The organism is Candidatus Sysuiplasma jiujiangense (assembly GCA_019721075.1).
GTDB classification, from domain to species: Archaea; Thermoplasmatota; Thermoplasmata; order Sysuiplasmatales; family Sysuiplasmataceae; genus Sysuiplasma; species Sysuiplasma jiujiangense.
The window spans coordinates 197,519-215,856 of the sequence record JAHEAD010000001.1; the positions used below are offsets into that span (position 1 = coordinate 197,519).

17 protein-coding genes and 1 tRNA gene are annotated in these 18,338 nt (G+C 44.8%); 7 read left to right on the forward strand and 11 right to left on the reverse strand.

What is annotated here, in order from left to right; all coding sequences use genetic code 11:
- Window positions 1-52 precede the first annotated feature (52 nt).
- Window positions 53-1,642, reverse strand: coding sequence for a hypothetical protein (locus KIS29_00965; protein ID MBX8638894.1), 1,590 nt, complete (start codon window positions 1,640-1,642; stop codon window positions 53-55).
- 224 nt (window positions 1,643-1,866) lie between these two features.
- Here KIS29_00965 and KIS29_00970 point away from each other — a divergent pair, with 224 nt between their 5' ends.
- The 3 genes from KIS29_00970 to KIS29_00980 all read left to right on the forward strand — a co-directional run bounded on the left by KIS29_00970 (window position 1,867) and on the right by KIS29_00980 (window position 3,995).
- Window positions 1,867-3,192 carry a bifunctional folylpolyglutamate synthase/dihydrofolate synthase gene (locus KIS29_00970; GenBank protein MBX8638895.1) on the forward strand — a complete coding sequence of 442 codons (1,326 nt, stop codon included), beginning with the start codon at window positions 1,867-1,869 and terminating at the stop codon, window positions 3,190-3,192.
- Window positions 3,193-3,202: 10 nt separating this feature from the next.
- Window positions 3,203-3,844 carry an endonuclease III gene (locus tag KIS29_00975; GenBank protein ID MBX8638896.1) on the forward strand — a complete coding sequence of 214 codons (642 nt, stop codon included), beginning with the start codon at window positions 3,203-3,205 and terminating at the stop codon, window positions 3,842-3,844.
- A 77-nt stretch (window positions 3,845-3,921) separates the two neighbouring features.
- A tRNA-Gly gene (locus KIS29_00980) sits at window positions 3,922-3,995 on the forward strand.
- Window positions 3,996-4,488: 493 nt separating this feature from the next.
- On the opposite strand, the gene KIS29_00985 is transcribed toward KIS29_00980, so the two are convergent.
- The 7 genes from KIS29_00985 to KIS29_01015 all read right to left on the reverse strand — a co-directional run bounded on the left by KIS29_00985 (window position 4,489) and on the right by KIS29_01015 (window position 10,622).
- Window positions 4,489-4,680: a hypothetical protein gene (locus tag KIS29_00985; protein MBX8638897.1), complete on the reverse strand. Its 192-nt coding sequence runs from the start codon at window positions 4,678-4,680 to the stop codon at window positions 4,489-4,491.
- A gap of 61 nt (window positions 4,681-4,741) precedes the next feature.
- Window positions 4,742-4,978 (reverse strand): hypothetical protein, encoded by a 237-nt coding sequence (locus tag KIS29_00990; GenBank protein ID MBX8638898.1) that lies wholly within the window; start codon window positions 4,976-4,978, stop codon window positions 4,742-4,744.
- Window positions 4,969-5,406, reverse strand: coding sequence for a hypothetical protein (locus tag KIS29_00995; GenBank protein MBX8638899.1), 438 nt, complete (start codon window positions 5,404-5,406; stop codon window positions 4,969-4,971). The genes KIS29_00990 and KIS29_00995 overlap by 10 nt, the downstream gene beginning before the upstream one ends.
- A gap of 209 nt (window positions 5,407-5,615) precedes the next feature.
- A complete protein-coding gene (locus KIS29_01000) occupies window positions 5,616-6,785 on the reverse strand; it encodes an MFS transporter (GenBank protein MBX8638900.1) in 1,170 nt (389 codons plus the stop codon).
- A 924-nt stretch (window positions 6,786-7,709) separates the two neighbouring features.
- Window positions 7,710-8,960 carry an MFS transporter gene (locus tag KIS29_01005; GenBank protein MBX8638901.1) on the reverse strand — a complete coding sequence of 417 codons (1,251 nt, stop codon included), beginning with the start codon at window positions 8,958-8,960 and terminating at the stop codon, window positions 7,710-7,712.
- 427 nt (window positions 8,961-9,387) lie between these two features.
- A complete protein-coding gene (locus KIS29_01010; protein ID MBX8638902.1) occupies window positions 9,388-9,591 on the reverse strand; it encodes a hypothetical protein in 204 nt (67 codons plus the stop codon).
- 161 nt (window positions 9,592-9,752) lie between these two features.
- Window positions 9,753-10,622, reverse strand: a complete 870-nt coding sequence (locus KIS29_01015; GenBank protein MBX8638903.1) for a cation transporter — start codon at window positions 10,620-10,622, stop codon at window positions 9,753-9,755.
- Between the two features lie 224 nt (window positions 10,623-10,846).
- Between KIS29_01015 and KIS29_01020 the strand changes: the two genes are divergently transcribed.
- The 3 genes from KIS29_01020 to KIS29_01030 all read left to right on the forward strand — a co-directional run bounded on the left by KIS29_01020 (window position 10,847) and on the right by KIS29_01030 (window position 12,357).
- Window positions 10,847-11,077, forward strand: coding sequence for a hypothetical protein (locus tag KIS29_01020; GenBank protein ID MBX8638904.1), 231 nt, complete (start codon window positions 10,847-10,849; stop codon window positions 11,075-11,077).
- A gap of 175 nt (window positions 11,078-11,252) precedes the next feature.
- Window positions 11,253-11,420: a hypothetical protein gene (locus KIS29_01025; protein MBX8638905.1), complete on the forward strand. Its 168-nt coding sequence runs from the start codon at window positions 11,253-11,255 to the stop codon at window positions 11,418-11,420.
- Between the two features lie 526 nt (window positions 11,421-11,946).
- A complete protein-coding gene (locus tag KIS29_01030; protein MBX8638906.1) occupies window positions 11,947-12,357 on the forward strand; it encodes an HPP family protein in 411 nt (136 codons plus the stop codon).
- A 104-nt stretch (window positions 12,358-12,461) separates the two neighbouring features.
- Here KIS29_01030 and KIS29_01035 read toward each other — a convergent pair whose 3' ends face one another.
- Together KIS29_01035 and KIS29_01040 are read right to left on the reverse strand one after the other, a co-directional pair.
- Window positions 12,462-12,800, reverse strand: coding sequence for a tRNA-binding protein (locus KIS29_01035; protein MBX8638907.1), 339 nt, complete (start codon window positions 12,798-12,800; stop codon window positions 12,462-12,464).
- 400 nt (window positions 12,801-13,200) lie between these two features.
- Window positions 13,201-13,557, reverse strand: coding sequence for an iron-sulfur cluster assembly accessory protein (locus KIS29_01040; GenBank protein MBX8638908.1), 357 nt, complete (start codon window positions 13,555-13,557; stop codon window positions 13,201-13,203).
- 266 nt (window positions 13,558-13,823) lie between these two features.
- On the opposite strand from KIS29_01040, the gene KIS29_01045 reads away from it, so the two are divergent.
- Window positions 13,824-16,034 carry a hypothetical protein gene (locus KIS29_01045; protein ID MBX8638909.1) on the forward strand — a complete coding sequence of 737 codons (2,211 nt, stop codon included), beginning with the start codon at window positions 13,824-13,826 and terminating at the stop codon, window positions 16,032-16,034.
- A gap of 24 nt (window positions 16,035-16,058) precedes the next feature.
- On the opposite strand, the gene KIS29_01050 is transcribed toward KIS29_01045, so the two are convergent.
- The gene (locus KIS29_01050; GenBank protein ID MBX8638910.1) at window positions 16,059-18,257 is read right to left on the reverse strand and encodes a hypothetical protein; all 2,199 of its coding nucleotides are present in this window, start codon (window positions 18,255-18,257) and stop codon (window positions 16,059-16,061) included.
- Between the last annotated feature and the right edge of the window lie 81 nt (window positions 18,258-18,338).

Consider the following 18,338-nt stretch of genomic DNA (forward strand, 5'->3'; position numbering starts at 1 on the left):
AGGAAAGCTTGGGTTCTAGCAGCAGATTATGCAAAATGGACCGAATCGGAGTTTAATTTTTCTTGCTGGTAGATCGTGCTAAAATGGAGTACAGATAATGGAAGCCGTCCGCCGGTCTATTGGGCAAACGTACTTTTTCAAGATAGTCCATGCTTATTTTTCCCAAACCATCCACAATGTAAGCCTGTGCATCCGCAGCCTGGAAGCAATCCGTAGATATTACAGGGATGCCCAGAAGAGGACCGAATCGCATTGAACCCGAAGATTGTATTATATTGACCTGAGCAAATAGAAAATGCGAGCAGGAACTCAGCTTGCTTATCAGCTCTTCTTGGGTGAAATAACCTGTTTCAATGTCTACGCCCGGGGAAAAACATTTTTTCGATATTCTCCTTGCATGCTTGGATGTTCTCTTTCTGTACTTCTCATTAGTATCAGAAATGCTCAAAAGTATTTTTGCATGCACCCCAAGCCTGCTGGAGAGTTTGCATATCTTTTCGACACGTTTGTACGGAGCGGCAAATCCAAATGTTCCAATGCATATGCTCCTCGCATTCCCAATTGTTCGTTCAGGAGGCATTTCCGAATTTTCCGAATAGTTTATGTGCGGCATCAAGTAATATTTTGTGAACCGGTACTGGGCAGCAGGCAACCTGTTAAAGACACAGGATAGTCTGCGCAGCGCTATCCTTAAGAATGTAATTGCGTGCCTGAAAGGATCGTTCTTGAATATGTAGAATATTGTTATGACCCTCTCAAAAATGCTGCCTCGATAAAGGTCCATGGTTTCAACATTCTGTCTTAGTAGCAGGATTTTTCCTTCCAGGTTTCTTGCAAGGCGCGAATCGACAGGAATCGAATGACATTCTACAACAATATTCGATGCAGACGGCAGGTCTATTACCATGTTTCTCTCATATTCTAGTACTGTCGGAATAGAGAGATTCACGTTTTCAAATGACTTGTAAAGATTTACTTTCACATTCCTGCTCTGAAATCGCTTTGACAACACCGCAACATATTCCCCGAGGCCATCCTTCTTACCCAGGAAAGGACAGACTATATTGACTTCAGTCAGTGGCGCCTTGTTGCTGTCCTCCTTTATTATCTTCTTGACTAACAGAATTGACGAGTCCATAATGTAGGCGTTTTCCGCTCCAAATTCATCAGATAGCCACGAATAATTCACCAGAAGATCCTGGACAGGCTGGTGTGTTCCTGAAGGGGTTTCCAGCTTCTTCACTGCATTCTGCAGCAAAAGCGCAATAAATCCGCCTGTGTCAGTGAGTCTGACCATTTCGTCTAAAATGTCGCGGATGGGAATTTTCGCACACTCATTATTGATAATCCTGATTACAAATGAGTACATTCCGTCCGGAAGATGTGTCATCACAGAAGTCGAAAACCAGCATTTTATCTGAGTACTGAAATCCTGACTCAGTATTGCGCTGTCGTCCGATACTGCAGTTAAGTTGTTGAATCCGGCGTTTTTGAAGGAAGTAAGAATTTTGTTTCCGTTTAGACCTGTAAGCCAAACAAGTAAAAACTGATCTGACTTAAGTCCTGTTTCCAGACATATCTCTTCGAGAGACTTTTTGTGTATTTCCATTGCCACTACCGTCTTCTTTCCTCTTTGCGCCAATGTGCTTCCTGATTGAGCTTAAGTCTCCTTCCGTGCTTATTGAATACACTGTTAGAAACAGATAATTACGTGTGCATTAAAAAGTATCCGTCTCGACGCCATTTCTGAAACCCTTGCATTAAATTGCTGAAGCTATAGACATAAACATGATTCAGATCTGACAGTTTCGTTTATCTAAAACCAGATTATATATGTATATCGCGCAACTGACGAAGGATCGAAAAATGACCATAAATGAAAGACAAGAATTGCTCGATTGGCTATACGGTCTGGAAAATTTTGGCATCAAACTTGGTCTGGAAAATATGAAACGACTCCTTGATGGCCTTGGAAATCCGCAGAACAATTACCGGACCATACATGTTGCAGGCACAAATGGTAAAGGTTCAGTATGTGCAATAACCGCCTCGGTGCTTTCCTGTGAGGGTTATGTCACCGGCCTTTACACATCTCCTCACTTTGTTGATTTCGAAGAGAGAATCAAGATCGATGGCAAGTGCATAAGAGAAGAGGAATTGCTTCGATACGCAGGGGAGGTGAGGGAAATTTCTGAAAAGATATTCGGGAACGACCGAAGACAGATAACATTTTTCGAGATAACGACGGCAATTGCATTTCTCTATTTTTCGGAAAAGAGAGTGGATTATGCCGTCATTGAGGTTGGGCTCGGAGGTAGACTCGATGCAACGAATGTCATAGTCCCCGAAATATCGGCGATTACACACATCGCGCTGGAGCATACAGAATATCTTGGAGGGACGCTCAGAGAGATTGCCAGAGAGAAAGCAGGCATAATTAAGAGAAATGTTCCGGTTTTGACGGCGGAGACTCTTAATGAGCCTATTGAGGAATTCGTTAAGATATCAAATGACAGAGAAACAATTCTTGAAAAAGCCTACGAAATTGTTGACATAATAACGAAGGAGAACACATTCGGATACCTCGAATTCAGCTCCTACGGAATATCTGCCCATGAAAACCTGAAGTGCCGGCTCTGGGGAGAATATCAGATACCAAACGTAACGCTGGCAATTGCGATCATTGAAAAAATGCAGCGTATGGGTACATATGTATCAGACCGTGCTGTAATGAATGGAATTGAATCAGTGTTCTGGCCCGGAAGATTGCAAATAGCCAAAAATAGCAGGGGGGGAGTATACATATTTGATTCTGCACACAATCCGGATGCAGCACGCGCCCTGTCCAAGTCTGTTTCAGACGTCACTCGGGAAAAATTTCTCTGTGTTATAGGGGTGCTCTCCGATAAGAATCTTGACGGCATTATTGAATCCATTGCCCAAATATCGGATGACTTCATTTGTGCGGAGCCAGTTACATCCAGAGCAAGAAGTGTAGACGACATAATTAAAGCAGTTGTGAGGGCAGGAAAGAAAGCAGTGAAAGCCAATAGTGTTCCCAACGCAATGAATATTGCGGATGAGGCTGCAGGTGGGAGAAAGGTTCTTGTTACTGGCTCATTGAGAACGGTAGGTGAAGCGATGAAATGGTGGTTTGATAGTTTTGGTGAGAGATTATGGAGAAATGACTGATTTTGCGATCATGTTCGAAAGCCTCGAACGGTATTACGCCCAGCCTGGTCTGACAACAGCTCTAGAAAATATATCAAAAAATGAGAATGCCTTCCATGTTCTCATATCCACTGTTATTTCCCAGAGGAACAGAGACGAAATTACAGAGAAAATATCCAGGAGGCTATTCAAAAAATACCCTACTATCAGCCTTCTGGCCAAAGCATCACCCGGCGACATTGCAAAATGCATTCGCCAGTCCAACTTCTATAGAACGAAGTCTAGAGCGATAAGCGAAATATCAAAAAGAATAGAATTGGATTATAATTGTAACGTACCGGAGAATATCGAAGAACTGATGGAACTGCCTCTCGTTGGACGGAAGACGGCAAACTGCGTACTGGTTTATGCCTTCAGGAAGAGCGCGATTCCGGTAGATACTCACGTACACCGGATATCAAATAGAATTGGAATTGTTGAAAGTAGGGATCCGAAGGAAACGGAAGAGCAACTCAGGCAGAAGATACCTGAAATATACTGGATGAGACTGAACAATATCTTTGTGATCCATGGCAAAAAAATATGCAAGCCACTTCATCCACTGTGCTACAAATGCCCCATTTCCACGCATTGCGGGTATCCAAAGAAGAGCGTTCGGGATAGGAAGAAATAGACCCGGGCACGTATAAAAAGCCGGAACTTTCAGTAACATACTTTAAGAACCTCTGATATCATAACGCGGTTTCCGAAGCGAGGTTAGTCTAGTCTGGTTAGGACATTAGCTTGCCAAGCTAGTAAGGCGGGTTCAAATCCCGCACCCCGCATCTGCAGAAATCCCTGATTTCCCATCGTTCATTTTTTTCATCTTTCCAAAAGTGATTTTCCAATACGCTGATTGAACGTTCCACCGTTTCTACCATCCAAGGATGTGTGTAATGCTGTGTACTCCGGATATCCTCGCGACCGGCTGCAATTTGGACCTCCCGCATTTAAACGCCGCGCCTTATTACGTATGTCGCATAGAGAAACGTCTCAGGGCATGCGGTTGCATATTGGGGTTTCTGGCTCTGATGCCTTCCTCCTTGATAACCTTCCTGATAATTTCCCTCACACTCAATGTCAAAAGGGTCGCTGAGCTCCTGAAGAGAGTTGAGGAGTGACGCCTAACAACAGTCGAATCCCTCGTAGGATTACCAAGAATGTTCTCGCTTCTCTACAAGGAAAAACTAACGTCGTGAATCAAATTCCCGATGCACTAAAAAACGGTCCGACAATTATAACAAACCTCAGTAGTGATAAGGTTGTTTGAGCATTTGCTCAATTGCTGATATGTTGCAGACGTTCTTCACTGTTGTTGGTGAAGTGTTCCCTGACAAATCGCCTTACTGAGCCAACCAGTTTCCTGTTCAAACCGAAGTAATGGTTGTTGAGCAGTTTTGCCCTCTCATAGTTCCACCACTGTTCCTGCGAGTTGATATCAGGCGAGTATCTCGGGAGTGGCTTGAGCACAACCCGTTGATGGTCTGCAATCCATTTCTACAGCACCTTCGACCTATGCACGGTCGGATTGTCAAGGTAAATCCTCAGGCCTCTTTCCTCTGTGCATGACAAGCAGCTTTTCAGGGAACCTTATCAGAGACTTCGGCTTTGCCTCCGCGGTGTTCATACTGAACACCATCCCCCTGAGCGGGTTGACTGTACCGAAGCCGTTTATGCGTTTCTCGTACGTGCGCTGTGGTGTCCTCAATGTGAGCCTCTGACCGAGTGCCCAGCCGTAGCCGCCGCTGTGCGAACGGTCTATCGGCATTTCGTCCTCGAAGAGGACGACAAGGTCATCCGACTTTGCATCAATGTCCCTGATGAACCGCCTGGCGAACTCCTCCTTCTCCCTGACTGCATCGGCACTGTATGTTCGGCGTATTCAAGCGTTGCCCTGCCATAGTGGGTGCCCCTATCCCTCAGACAGCAACTGATAGACTCTTCAAATACAGTGATGCCATTTTTCTGGAAGTGGAGCCTGAGTTCGATGCACGTCCAAGTCAACGAGTTGATGCCATGCTTACCGGGGTCATTCTCGTCGAGCAGGTGCTTCATATCCTTCTTCTCCTTCTCACCGGGTACCGTAGGCATACCGCTCCTGTCCCCGTATTTGACACTCCTTTCCCCATTCCACCGCTGTGCGCATCTGTAAATGGCATCTTCGGCTACAGAGAACACTCTTGAAGCATCTTTCACTGAATAAATGATGCTGAGCATGTAAAGTGCACGGAGACGATCCCTTTCCCTTGGATCCTTGCACTCCTTGCAAGTTTGTTGAGAAAGAAAGAATCAGGCTCTGGAATTGTGCCCATACCTGTCGCGAGAGCTTGTGGCATTCCCGAGATTTGATGTTTCTCATAGAACTTCTGTGGAGAGCTATAATTGGGCACATGGCTGAAAATAATTCAAGAGATGCCGGTTATTATTGAATTCCTCCTGAACTTAATCAAAAACAGAGATGCAGAGAATGCCACTGGAACGGTCAGGAAAAGAAAGGAATAATTAAGGCCTATAAAAGAGGATAACAGGCCTACCGCAAAAGGTACTCCGGCAAATAGCAGGTTATTAAATGCCATGAAATAGGAATTTACTGCGCTTCTCTCCTCCCTGCTTGAACCGCGGGCTATAAGTATTGTTGATAAGGGAAATATAGAACCATGGGGAAAACCAAGCAACGCCATTAGGATTAGGAAAAGTACGAATGATGGAGAAAACACCATACCAGCCAGTCCGACTAAAGTTATAACGACTGAGCAGATGAATAACGGATAGAGGGATTTACGCGGAAGAATGGCAATGGTAAGCCGTGTTATGAAGGATATCGTGAAGAAAGGAATAAATGAAAGGTATGCGACGCTTCTTGAGACCGCGAATTTATCTGAAGCGTAAATGACAAGAAATGTCGTAATTGCAGCAAAAGGTACACTGTATGTCGAATTCGCCAGAAGCGATGAGAGAAAACCAGTGTTCCTGAGAACAATTCTGCCATGTAACTCCGATTTGATCTCCGGGAACTGCACAGCATAAGAAAGAGTAAACGCAATAACTGCCAGAGCAATAAAGAAAAGAAACACGCTCCTATAATTAAAATATTTTAAGATCTGTATCTCTATGAAAGGACCAATTATCAAGCTTGCGCTGAGACTAGTAGTATAGATCGCAAGGAGACGTTCGGTTGACTTAAGGTCTCTGACCATGGAGGCTGAAGTAATCAGATTCGGCATTATTATACCGCTTGCCAGGCCCGCGATTATTACGATGGGCCAGATTGTAGCAGCATTCGAGTAATAGAAAAGAAGCAATGCCGCGACTATTGCGAGGTTTGACAGAATGAAAGCTCGCCTCCTAGTTTGCCCCTGTAGATGGGGATTCAAATATGATGTTGCAGCAAAGGTTGCCATGAAGGAAAGCGCAGCGAGTATGCCTACTCCATTATTGCTGAAACCGAGTGTACTTTTTGCAAGGGGTGGAACGGTAGTTGTGATCATGTTGTTGGTTGCCCTCACCGCAATTGTCATCAATGACAATATAACGGCCAAATATGCGAACTCCGGAATTTTTCGATTAGGAACCATATTCATTGGATGAAGATTTACACCTCGGAAAAAGACGACTACCACTGTCTGATTTAAACATTTACATAACAGACTTGGATCAGTTGTTTGTGATATTCTTGCCCAAGCCGAAAGAGAATTATTAATTGGTGTCTAGTGCCGTGTTTCAATAACTGAGTTCTGTGTCCTGAATTTCCGGATAACGATTTTGCTCCTGCAGTACTCGATGGTCTCTTCCCCTTTCATTGAAGGGGGGTGTGGCGGGCAGCGCTCTGCACGTCTGTTGATTGTAGTCGCTCAATCGTCGTTTGTAATGTGCCGGTGAAGGCGGAAGTCGTTTATCGAATCACGCCACTATCATCCATTCTGGCATCGTGAGCTTACTCCACGTGTCGTCAATGCGGTTGAAGACCATTGCCTAAATGAACTTTGCACCTAGCGGCCTTCACTTAACATGCGGCAGGACATCGTAGACAGCTGAATCCATGCCAAGTCTCGTTCACTTCGAATGCGCCAGTGCTGCCGTGCCGTGGCTGTATGAGTGCAGTGTCGTTATGCCGGAGGTATCGAGTATTCATCTGCCGGCATCATGTGGCTCTGTCCTTAGAAGCAGATTCCACTTCATTGACTCTTCTTCGCTCAGTCTTCCCTGCTCCTTTATGATCCTCGTCTTTACCCTTCTATCCACGCTGACGGATTCGACGAGAGAATAGTAGGTATTCCTTTGGCGACACTCCTCTTCTGAAACACGTAAGATGCATGCTGATGCATGTATACATGAGTTGCAATTACAACAAACAAAGATTGCCATACAAAACAGAAATTTCACGAGGAAAAATAGTCATTTTGTCGAACTTCTGATATAAGAATTTGAAAATCTGGGGCTATTAATAAGATTAGTATCGTTCCTTTTATCAGCGGCATCTGAAAAGTGCGGAATTCAATTCAGCCAAAAAGTGAAACTTTGCCAACTTCTGATACTTCAGGTAGCATGAAAATGCCTGCAATAATTAAAAGATTTATCAGAGCAAGAACGGCGAACGCAAATGTCAGACCGGCGAACGATCCGCCTGTAATCAGAGGAGGAAGTAGAGGACCAATAACGGAGCCGCCTGTCATTCCCAGTCCCCACACAAGGGCGTTCCCCGTAGTGGAGGATCCACGAGGAACGTAGTCCGAAGTAAGTGAAAAGAATAAAGGAAAACCGCTGAAAGTAAACAAACCAAATAAAGCAAGAAAAAGGGTTGTGAACAATCCGGAAACATACAGATAGGCAAACAGGCTTAAGGAAGTGCCTATGAAACTAACGGCCAGAAGAACTCTCTTGTTCATTTTGCCAACAAGCAATCCAAACATCGGCTGACCAATTATTCCGGCTGCATACATAGTTGTGAGCGCAATACCCAAAGACGCCGAAAAACCCAGAGATTTGCCATAAGTAAAATATTCAGGCGCCCATGATATTATACCTTGCGTTACGGCCGATCTCGCAAACGCTACCACAGTCAGTATGATTATCCCTTTGGTAAGCGCATTTTTGAATCCATGACTGGCTTGAATCCCCTTGCTTTTTGTTGTTGCGCCTGGTTCTCTCCACATGAAAGCAAAAACGATCATAGAGGCAGCAAATCCGATTATACCAAAGGAAAGAAGGGAACCAGACTTTGCCATATAAGCCGAAAATATGAAAAACAATACCGGGTAGACTGCTCTGCCAAGACTCCCCACCGCACCGTTCACGCCGAGCGCCTTCCCCCTACTTTTTTCTTTAAATGAAGATTGCAAAATGGTGGCGCCGATAGGGTGATAGAATGCACTTCCTAAACCAGAAACCGCAGAGGAAACAAGTGAAATATCATAATATATTGGTTCCGCAAACGTCTGCACAGAAATAAAAAAACCGAAAAGGCCTGCTGCCAGAAGCAAGAGACCAAGTCCCATATAAAATCCACTCCTTCCTGATCTGTCGACAAGCCTTCCAACATAAGCACTTGAAGGTGAGGAGATACCGTAGAACAGAAGCAACATCAATGTCACAAGCAGCGGAGACATATCCCTCTCCACTGAGAGAAGATCTGCAACAAGAGGAACAAATATGACAGTGCCATCGTTGATGAAATGTGAAAGGCTTGTAAGACCGAGATTCGCCAACCCTGAAAGATTTTTGCCATCGTTGAACAATTTTGCTGAACCCATGAATATCACTTTCCTTTCGAAACAAGGCAGGGGAGGCGGCTGTGTCCTATTAAACGAAGACACTTTAATATAAAACGTCTTTGCACAATAAGGCATCATGAATTCTGAGTTAGAGTATAGCAACAAGAGTTAGGTTAATTCGGTGTTGCGATTGATAAACAAAAGACCGAAACTGGTTTTGGTCGACAAATAATGTCTCAAATTTAAGTTTTTACCATCAAAAAAGGTAGTATTAGATGCCCATGCAACTGTACAATATTTTTTGACCTGGCGCGAAACTTATCCCGTTGTTGAATCTTTGATTTAAAGAAGGAATTCTATTAGCGATGCGGAAATCCACCAAGACCCTTCCGATGTGTGCGTCCAATTTTTCATTCAGATCACTCCGGCTTATTGACTCGACCTGCATAATCGTGATATATCACGATTAGGTCCTACGAAGGAATCTGTGTACACGCCCAATACGTGATTTGTGGAAAAGAAAGGAGATGACAACTATCTCTATCACGGATGATAAGTAAATTATTGTGAGAAATCCAAAAGTCACTTGAATCGGTTTCTTCACAAATACACTCGCAATTACGTCGAATACATACATTACAGAAAGCACGGCAGTTACAGACAGATTCATCAAATTCCCCTCGCGTCGACATTCTGTGATTATTGGCACAGAATACTCATCAAAACATTAGAGCTGCTTTGGATTTAATCTATTGCCTTGAACTTCAGGGTTCTTTCCGATTGCTCGGGTAATGAACAAAATCAAAATTCTGCAATTTTGCTCATGAGTGACTATCTGCCGTCTACGACTGTGCTCTCATAACCTGCATCAGATACCGCTTTAGCCGCGTCTTCCGGTCTGATAGCTCTGGGAATCTTCGCGGTCGCCCTTTTATCCTTCAGAGATACCATGGCCGATTCGGCCCCAATTCCTTCAAGGGCCGACTTTACGGTCGTTACACAACTGTCGCACGTCATTCCTTCAATCTTGAGAGTGACGTCGGTAAAATCCACGTCGTCGCCTTTGAGTTTGTTTGCTACTACGGAAAGTTGAGACTTAACACGAGGTTCCTTTACCTGTTTAAGAAATTTTCCCACAATTCCGGGAAGATATTCCCTGCAGCATTTACCGCTTGGATTGGTTACAAAACACCATTTTCCGGTACCTGCCCTCGTATATTCCTCAATATCCTCGAGAGAATCACAACATCCTTTGTTAAGTATCTCGTTCTTTATGTCGTCCTCCGTAATGCCAATACAGTAACATACAGGCCTGGGAGAAGCCAATTCCTTGAGTGCGTAAGGCGTTTTCACTTCATCACTGAAGAAATATATCCCGTCCCGGTTGCTGTAATAAATTACATCGCAGCTAGACTCTGAAGAAAAGCGATATGAGTCATTTATGAGAGCCCAGTATTTTACATCCACATGATTTCTTATTGTGGTAGGGAAAGCTTTCGTTCCCTTTGTACCGCAGACGAGGCAATATTTTTCCTCATCACCTTTGTCAGCCAATGTAGCTTCCAGAAACTCCTTTGATGGAGTCACTCTCTTTCCTGTCACTGATTTCATTCTAAATTCATCTCTGTTCATTCTTAATCCGGCAAAGGTCCGCAAATCAGCTTTATCGTTTTCATTTGTTGCTGAGGCAATCTGCTTCAATCACTTAATCAGGCGTCTCTTTAAGAATTGATCTATTATCAGCGCACTTATGTCGAGTACAACAATTATTTCACCCCCCATAACCCCTGTGGCCAAACTCAATGAGACACAAATCCGTTTCATCTGCAATCATATCGTTCACAGGAAAGACTGGCCTGTCTCACCTGACGCCATACAGTATGGCGTTACCGCAAGGAGGGTGAGGCAGCTGGTTTGCACAGTACATGAGGACAGGCATCTGTCCTGTGCTGAAACAGCCTGGCAGGAATGCATCGGCACCCCACACAGCAGAGGAGAGGAATGCAACAGACACTGTCTGTAACGAAATACGGCTGGGCGCACGCCTCCTGTTCAGGGAGCTGAGGAGGCGCGGATACCGCATACCGCATCATAAGCTCAACGAATACCTTATCGACACCGGCAGGGCGGTGCCCAATCTGGAAACGCCGTTCTAATTTTTGCCATTTTCTCCGGAGAAATACTTGCCAGATTCGCCGACGAATAGTTTCCAGAATCGCCGGTGAATATTTGCCACCCGGGCACCCTTCCTGGTGTCCCGGGAGGCGAGAAAATTCTGGACCGGCACTTACACCAGCAAGGAGGGGCATTTCAGCAACTGGAAGAAACACGTTGCTGCAGCTAAGACTGATAGTCTGCGGCTTCTGCAATGTGGACCTGTTCCTGACGCGCAACCTCTGCACAGTACTGGCTGTGACGCTCAGCAGGCTACGGCACGGCGTGAAGAATCATCCTTCATTCGTTGCATATCTGAGCAACGGTGCGGGTGTGGCGCCATAGCACACAAATATATGGTGAAAGAGGAACACATTTACGATTGAAGAGGAGGGGACAGGGAATGAGATAGCTGTCTAATGGAGAAGCGCCCTCGTTGGAAAGACCTGATCACTAAACTTTGTGCCGGGATAAAGGCCAAAATAGGTGGAAAAGGAATACTGAGCGAAAATCTTCTGGCTCTCAAATGTAAAGAATCGGAGAAGCTAAATCTCGTTGCGAAACAGGTAAATGGCGGAGATATATGTCTGCTGAATTTTCACTCACAGGAGGAGTGAGGAACTTGGGAACATTCTCATTCCGCTTTTTGACCGGATGGATGGGAGGAAAACGCTTATGACTGATTGGCACGGTTCTTATATTAACATGCTGAATGTTGTTTGTTTGTTCGGCGACAAGATTATTTTATGATGAAATTTACTGCAATTTTCAGCTATCGTTAAAATTATTGAATGTAGCTGGCATAATTATGGTGAATACAAAAACTGAGATATTTAAAGGAAAAAGTCCAGAAGTTCATAAACAGGAAAGATTGAAAAAATTTTCTCTCTTTCTTGTTGTTTTCACAATTATGATGATAGTGATCACAGTCCAAAAGAGTTTTCTTCTGGCACCTCCTTATGCGGTTTCGGCATATCTGCTGATTTTTGAAAGAGAAAGCAAATTTTCAAGACCCGAAAATATTGCTGTTTCGTACGTATTCGTCATCATAAGTTCTGAGGCAATACACCTGATTTTGGGAATTGACTTTACTGCACTTATGCTTAATATGTTGGTTGTTTCTGCATTCATTTCGTTTACAAAATACAGTCATCCGCCAGCACTTGCCCTGACCATCTTTTCCTACATAGTACATAATTCGACAGATTTTATCTACACATCGCTTATTGTGCTTGCAATAATAGTAATCTCCGACCTGTTGATTAAAAAGTATATATACTGATGGCTACACCACCCCTGATGACGACTTTCACCGTCAGTGGAAATAGACAAAATTAGTCCGGAATATCGTAATTCGATATTCACCTAATATAGCGGTTCAGCGGTTCAGGAAATACGGAGTCCAGGTTGAACATCCCTTTCTGGTTCAAGGAGAACTACCTCGCCTCCACCGGTATGTACACCTAAAACCAAGACCTCTGACAAGTAGTTTGCAATCTGCTTGGGCTTTAGATTTACGACCGCTATGACCTTCCTGTTGATAAGTTCGTCAGGCCTGTAAAGTGCAGTAATCTGTGCGCTGCTGTGCTTTAGTCCCAGAGATCCAAAGTCAATGAGAAGCTTGTAAGCGGGCTTCCTAGCCTCATTAAAATAAGTGGCTTCCTTCACAATGCCGACCCTCATATCAACGGCGCTGAAAGTATCTGAGTCTATCTGCTCTATCATAGCAAAAAAACAAATTGTTTCAGTTATTTAATTTAAACTGTAAAACCTGTTGGACTTAAACCAATGAAATATATACCTGCACATAACCATTAAATTTTAACCCAATAAGTCTCGACTTCGGAGACGGCAATAAAAATAACCACTGAAAATTCAACACTCATAGCAGGCTGCACCGCATTGGCAGTGAAACACATACTTGACAACAGCACTCCTGAGTAGAGTATGTAACTTCATTTCCCTGCCACAGTACCTGCAGATCTTATTCGTCAAATCACCAGTGATTACTGCATACCATGGGACGGACCATATATAACTGGTATGCTAAATGCGAACTAACGCGGTTGGCACGCGATTGTAAGCACAGATATCGGCCAAAACTAATTCGAGCAAAACCTGTCGATCAGGAACCGCAGCCGCAACCGCAGCCTCCGCCGCCACAACTGCAGCCGGCGCCGTTGCTCACTCTGGCATTGGGATTATTTATCGTGAAGCCGCCGCCTTCGATGGTTTCTACATAGTCGATCTGAGTGCCTTCCAGATGATTGGCGCTCTCCTTATCAACGACTATCTTGACACCATCCTGAACAAGTTCTATGTCTTGGGAAGGATCGGTATTTTCATCAAACGCCATACCGTATCTGAAGCCGTGGTCAGCAGCAGTCATATACACCCTGAGTAGAAGGTTCTTATTATCCTGTTCGGCGATAAGAGACTTGACCTTGTCTGTTGCCTTTTCGGTCAATACTAAACTGACCATTTTATATCACAGTGATTTGATTGAGGTCAAACTATTTAAATTTTGAGAAGCGGAAGGAGATACACAATTTCCAATACACAAAGAAATTCATCCCTTCAAATCGTTGACTGACAGCAAGTTCGGCGATACAGTGCCCAGTGAACAAGAATGATAAAATTGATGATGTAAAACCACAATTTCCAATACGCAGCTTTAAGGATTTTAGTGCATTAGACCGCCCAAAATAGATGGACACCATGAAGGTCGATAATCGGAGGTGGTAATTGTTGGCAAGAAGCGAAATTTCCACGGAAGCCACATTTCATTTTGAAAATTCGGACGGGAATATGACATTCCTCGCATTCCGGCATGGCGGAAGTAACATACTGAGGTTGAGCATAGGAAGGCGAAAGAATTTTACCAGACGCGGTAGAACCGTAAAAGCCACACTTGGCAAATTCCTGATCAAAGAAACAGGCGATCGCTCGCTTCAGATAGCCTATGAAGGAAAGTTGATTTTCATTATACCTGGCAATCTCCCGCCCGGCAAGAGAGGTTTCCCTGAAAATCTTTCCGCGTCTGAAAACAGCATTAAGATTCCTTTCGAAATTTCAGATAACGAAGGTATATATGGACTGGGTGAATTTTTTGGCGACCTGAATAAAAATGGACAGAATTTAAGCGTGAATGTCAAGGATGCTTTCGGACTACCGAATGACGAAACCTATGTAACGTATCCGTTCTTCTGGAGCACAGGAGGGTATGGTCTTTTCGTTAATTCGACCAGGATTGTTGACTTTGATTTCGGTCATAATTTCAAAGGTATCGGTGAGATTAGTGTCAGACAAAAGACTGCAGAACTTTTTCTGTACGCCGGCAGACCCAATGAAATTATCGCAGCGTACTGGAAAACAACAGGAAAACCGAAACTCCCCCCACTCTGGTCTTACGGACTCTGGATGAGCCGCTGCTCATATAAGAATCACAGGGAACTGGTTTCAGTAGCCAGGGAAATGAGAAGGAGGAAAATTCCCTGTGACGTAATTCATCTCGATCCGGACTGGCTCAGAAGACCGGTGCCTTATTCGATCAAGGAGATGATGAGGAAAAAAGGGGGCAATAATGCGGCATATGGAGATTACTACGGCAACCAAGATGTGCTGCTCAGCAGGATTGCGGCAGACTATCCGGATGAGATCAAGGAGATGGGATATCCTGGAGAAGGATGCACTTTTGAATGGGACCCTGATAAATTTCCGAATCCATCCAAAACGATCGAAGAACTGCATAAACTGTCTTTCAAGCTCTCTCTCTGGATAAATCCGTATATTCCCAGGGGATCGAAGGCATTTGACGAACTGCTCGTCAATGGACTCATGGTAAGCGATGAAGGAGGGGTTCCTATAACGATGTTTGACCACATAACACATGATTTCGGGGCTGTAGACTTCACGAATCCGGATGCAAAGAAGTGGTTTGCAAATGAAATTGACAAACTCCTCGATCTTGGCGTTGACGTATTGAAAACAGATTACGGCGAAGGGGCACCGTATTTCGGAAAATATAATGGAATGGAGGCAGAGGATGCGCATAACATATATCCCACGCTTTACAACGAGACTGTATTCGAAGCAGTGAGCAGGAGGAAGGGTGTTGGGATGGTATGGGGGAGAAGCGGCGGCCTGGGAATACATCAGTATCCAGTGCAGTGGGGAGGAGATCCACGTTGTTTTGAGAGGGACATGCTGGCATCTCTCAGAGGTGCACTGTCCTATGCTCTCTCTGGGGGTGCGTTCATGAGCTTTGATATTGGCGGCTTCGCAGGAAAACCATCGCCTGAACTCTATATCAGATGGGCTGAGATGGGACTTCTCTTTTCGCATTCCAGAGCACATGGAAACACTCCGAGAGAGCCCTGGCATTTCGGAAAGAAGGCTCAGGAGATATTCACCAAGTATGACAGATTGAGATACTCCCTCATTCCTTATCTTTACTGGCAATCGGCAAAGTCACTTAACGAAGGCAAGACGCTTGTCAGGGCAATCGTTTCTGAATTTGTAGACGATCCCTTTACAAGAGATATACAGGATGAATACATGCTGGGCGACTACATGCTTGTCGCGCCCATAGTTTCCGGGAAGGAGAGAAAAGTCTATCTGCCGGATGGCAAATGGTTTGATTTCTGGACAGGTAGATGCATTGAAGGCCCTTCAGTGATAGACTATTTTGCACCGCTGGAGACGATTCCCGTTTTCGTAAGGGACGGTGCGATACTTGTGACATCTGAAGGCTATCCGCAGTTTACGGATGAGACCATTTTCGGAACGTTGAAAATCACCATTTATGGTGATATAAGAGAGAGAGTACTGTCCTTTGGCGGCTACGGTGAATTGAAAATTGATTTGAACGGAAAAGGAATTGTGGTGAAGGGGACAGGATTGCTTGCATCAGCCAGGATCAGTATAAAGAAAATGAGGAAATGTGAAAAAATTAAATAAATTTAGGGGAAGTGAAGCTGTTTTTCACTGCCCTTCCTTTTTCTTCTCTATTGACTTGCCGAACAGACCGGATTTCTTTGCGATATATGCAACAGCCGCTATTGCAACGACAATTATGACAACAAGCGCGATGATGAGGTAGAACAGATTCGTGGCAGTGACTGGAGGATAAACCTGCGTGAATTTCATAGTGAGTGTTGTTGCACCAGTTACAGTCAGTGACTGCACCAGTTTCTGCGATACCGGTGTAAGGTCGTAAGTTGTGTAGAACGATGCCGTTACTGCATAACTGCCTCCGGCGACTTCGAATGTGGCATAGCCGCTGCTTGATGTAACTGCAGACAGGATGGTTCCTGTTTCGTTGCTGTATATATTAACAACGACATTCCCGAGAGGCTGTCCGGCGGCCGTGACTGCTCTGACAGTCACCGTGTATATTGAAGCGTTGAGAACCATAGCAGGTGCAGTCGGGTTGTTGAGCAGAACCTGTCTGTTCTGGTAGACAAGAATGCCCTTCCAGTAAACAAAGACGGAGTATGAACCGTAAGGTATCACCGATGATGCAAGGCCTGAGGCGTTTGTAGTGTTGAAGCCTATGTCGGTTCCCGTCGTCGTATTAACAACGAGCACGTTTGCTGTCGGAACCGCAGTTCCCGAAGCACTGACTACTTTGAATGTCTGGCTGAATGCATTTACATTCACAGGTATGTTTCCGTTGGCATTGAAGTCAATAGAACCGCTGAATACAAGGGAGCTGTGCCAGTAGACAACCGTGGAGTAGTTTCCGCCTGCCATTTCGTCGAGCGGATAAGAACCGTTGCTTGAAGTGACAAGGAGAGGCAGGGCAGTTCCGTTTGGCGATGTCAGATATACGAAAGCATCCGTGAGAGGCATTCCGGACTGATCCTCAAATATGTATGTAGGCGAATACACCTTTGCCTTCAGTGTGAAAGCATAACTGGTGTTGTTGACAGCAACAGCAAATGCGCCTACATTTACTTGCTGCCAGTATACTTCAACGGTGTAATTGCCACCAAACAGGAATAGACCTGCCACGCCGGTGCCATTGGTGCGATTGGATGCGATGAAGGAGGCTGAATAGTATGCCCTGACAACAGCCCCGTTCAGTGTTTTTCCAAGAGTGTCCTGAACAGTGAAAACCGCCTTAACCGGTGGCAGTCCGACAGACAGTTGCAGGCTCCCGTGTGCGTTCCTTCCATAGATCACGCCAAGCGAGGCCAGATAATTGTGCATTGTGTTGTCGGTGCCATTTACGGTTATCGTGTAAATACCGAGGGCGAAGCCACTGTAATTGAATTCGAATTTATACAACTCGTAGTAGCTGTTGACTGAAAAAACGGTAACTGCAGTCATAAAACCTCTTACGACGGTGGCAGTGGAATTGCTGATTGTGTAATCCACGGGCCATGAGTAGAAATCGTACGCCCCGAGAGGGTCTGTCAGGTTTGCATAGACAGTAATATTCTTATTTGTCGCATTGCTGGGCAGAGAATATACTTGTGTGCCGGCGCTGTTGACCGCATACATGTTGCTGACTTCAAGATAGGATGAGGCAGAAACTACCGTTTCTGAATAATAGTATGTATTTTTTACATGCCCCCACAACGCATTGTAAGTCTGGCTTGTACCGCCGTTCACCACTATAACGAAGGAGAGGCTGAAGTTTGTCTTAACTGTCATGTTTACAGTGGGACCGGTTATTCTGATCAGTGTTGGTGCCGTGCCGGGATAGGTGACTGATGTCGAAGTTGCAGGCCCCGTAGCTACTAATTGAGATGTTCCGTTGGGAGCGTCCAGGTAAAGAGACATTGTTATATGCCCGGATGTGGGGGCTGAACCGTTCTGCGTCATATACAAATAAGTGAACATTGTGCCGTTCAACTGCAGTGGACCTGACAGTTGCGGATATAGCGTGAAGTTAAGAGACAGGTAATGTACCGCTGAAATATTGTCTCCAGAATTGGCATACTTGGCAACAGTGTCATTGAGTGTGTTCGCAATATGAAGATGCGGGGCACCTCCCACAGTAACGGGCGAGGAGAGATTGTGGAAATAAACGGTAAGGTTGGTTGGCGTTGGAGGGTTGCCTGCATACGGAGATGCGAATGCTGTTGTTACCGCGCCCTGGGTCACAATTAAAGCTGAAACAATAATCAGCGCCGTCAATAATCCTGCCTTAATGGAGGTGCTTAAGCTCTTCATAATTCTCGGCTTAATTTTCTTCAAACCCATATATAAGACAACAGCTGTCATTTGCGTCCTTCGATACTTGTCAAAGCCAGC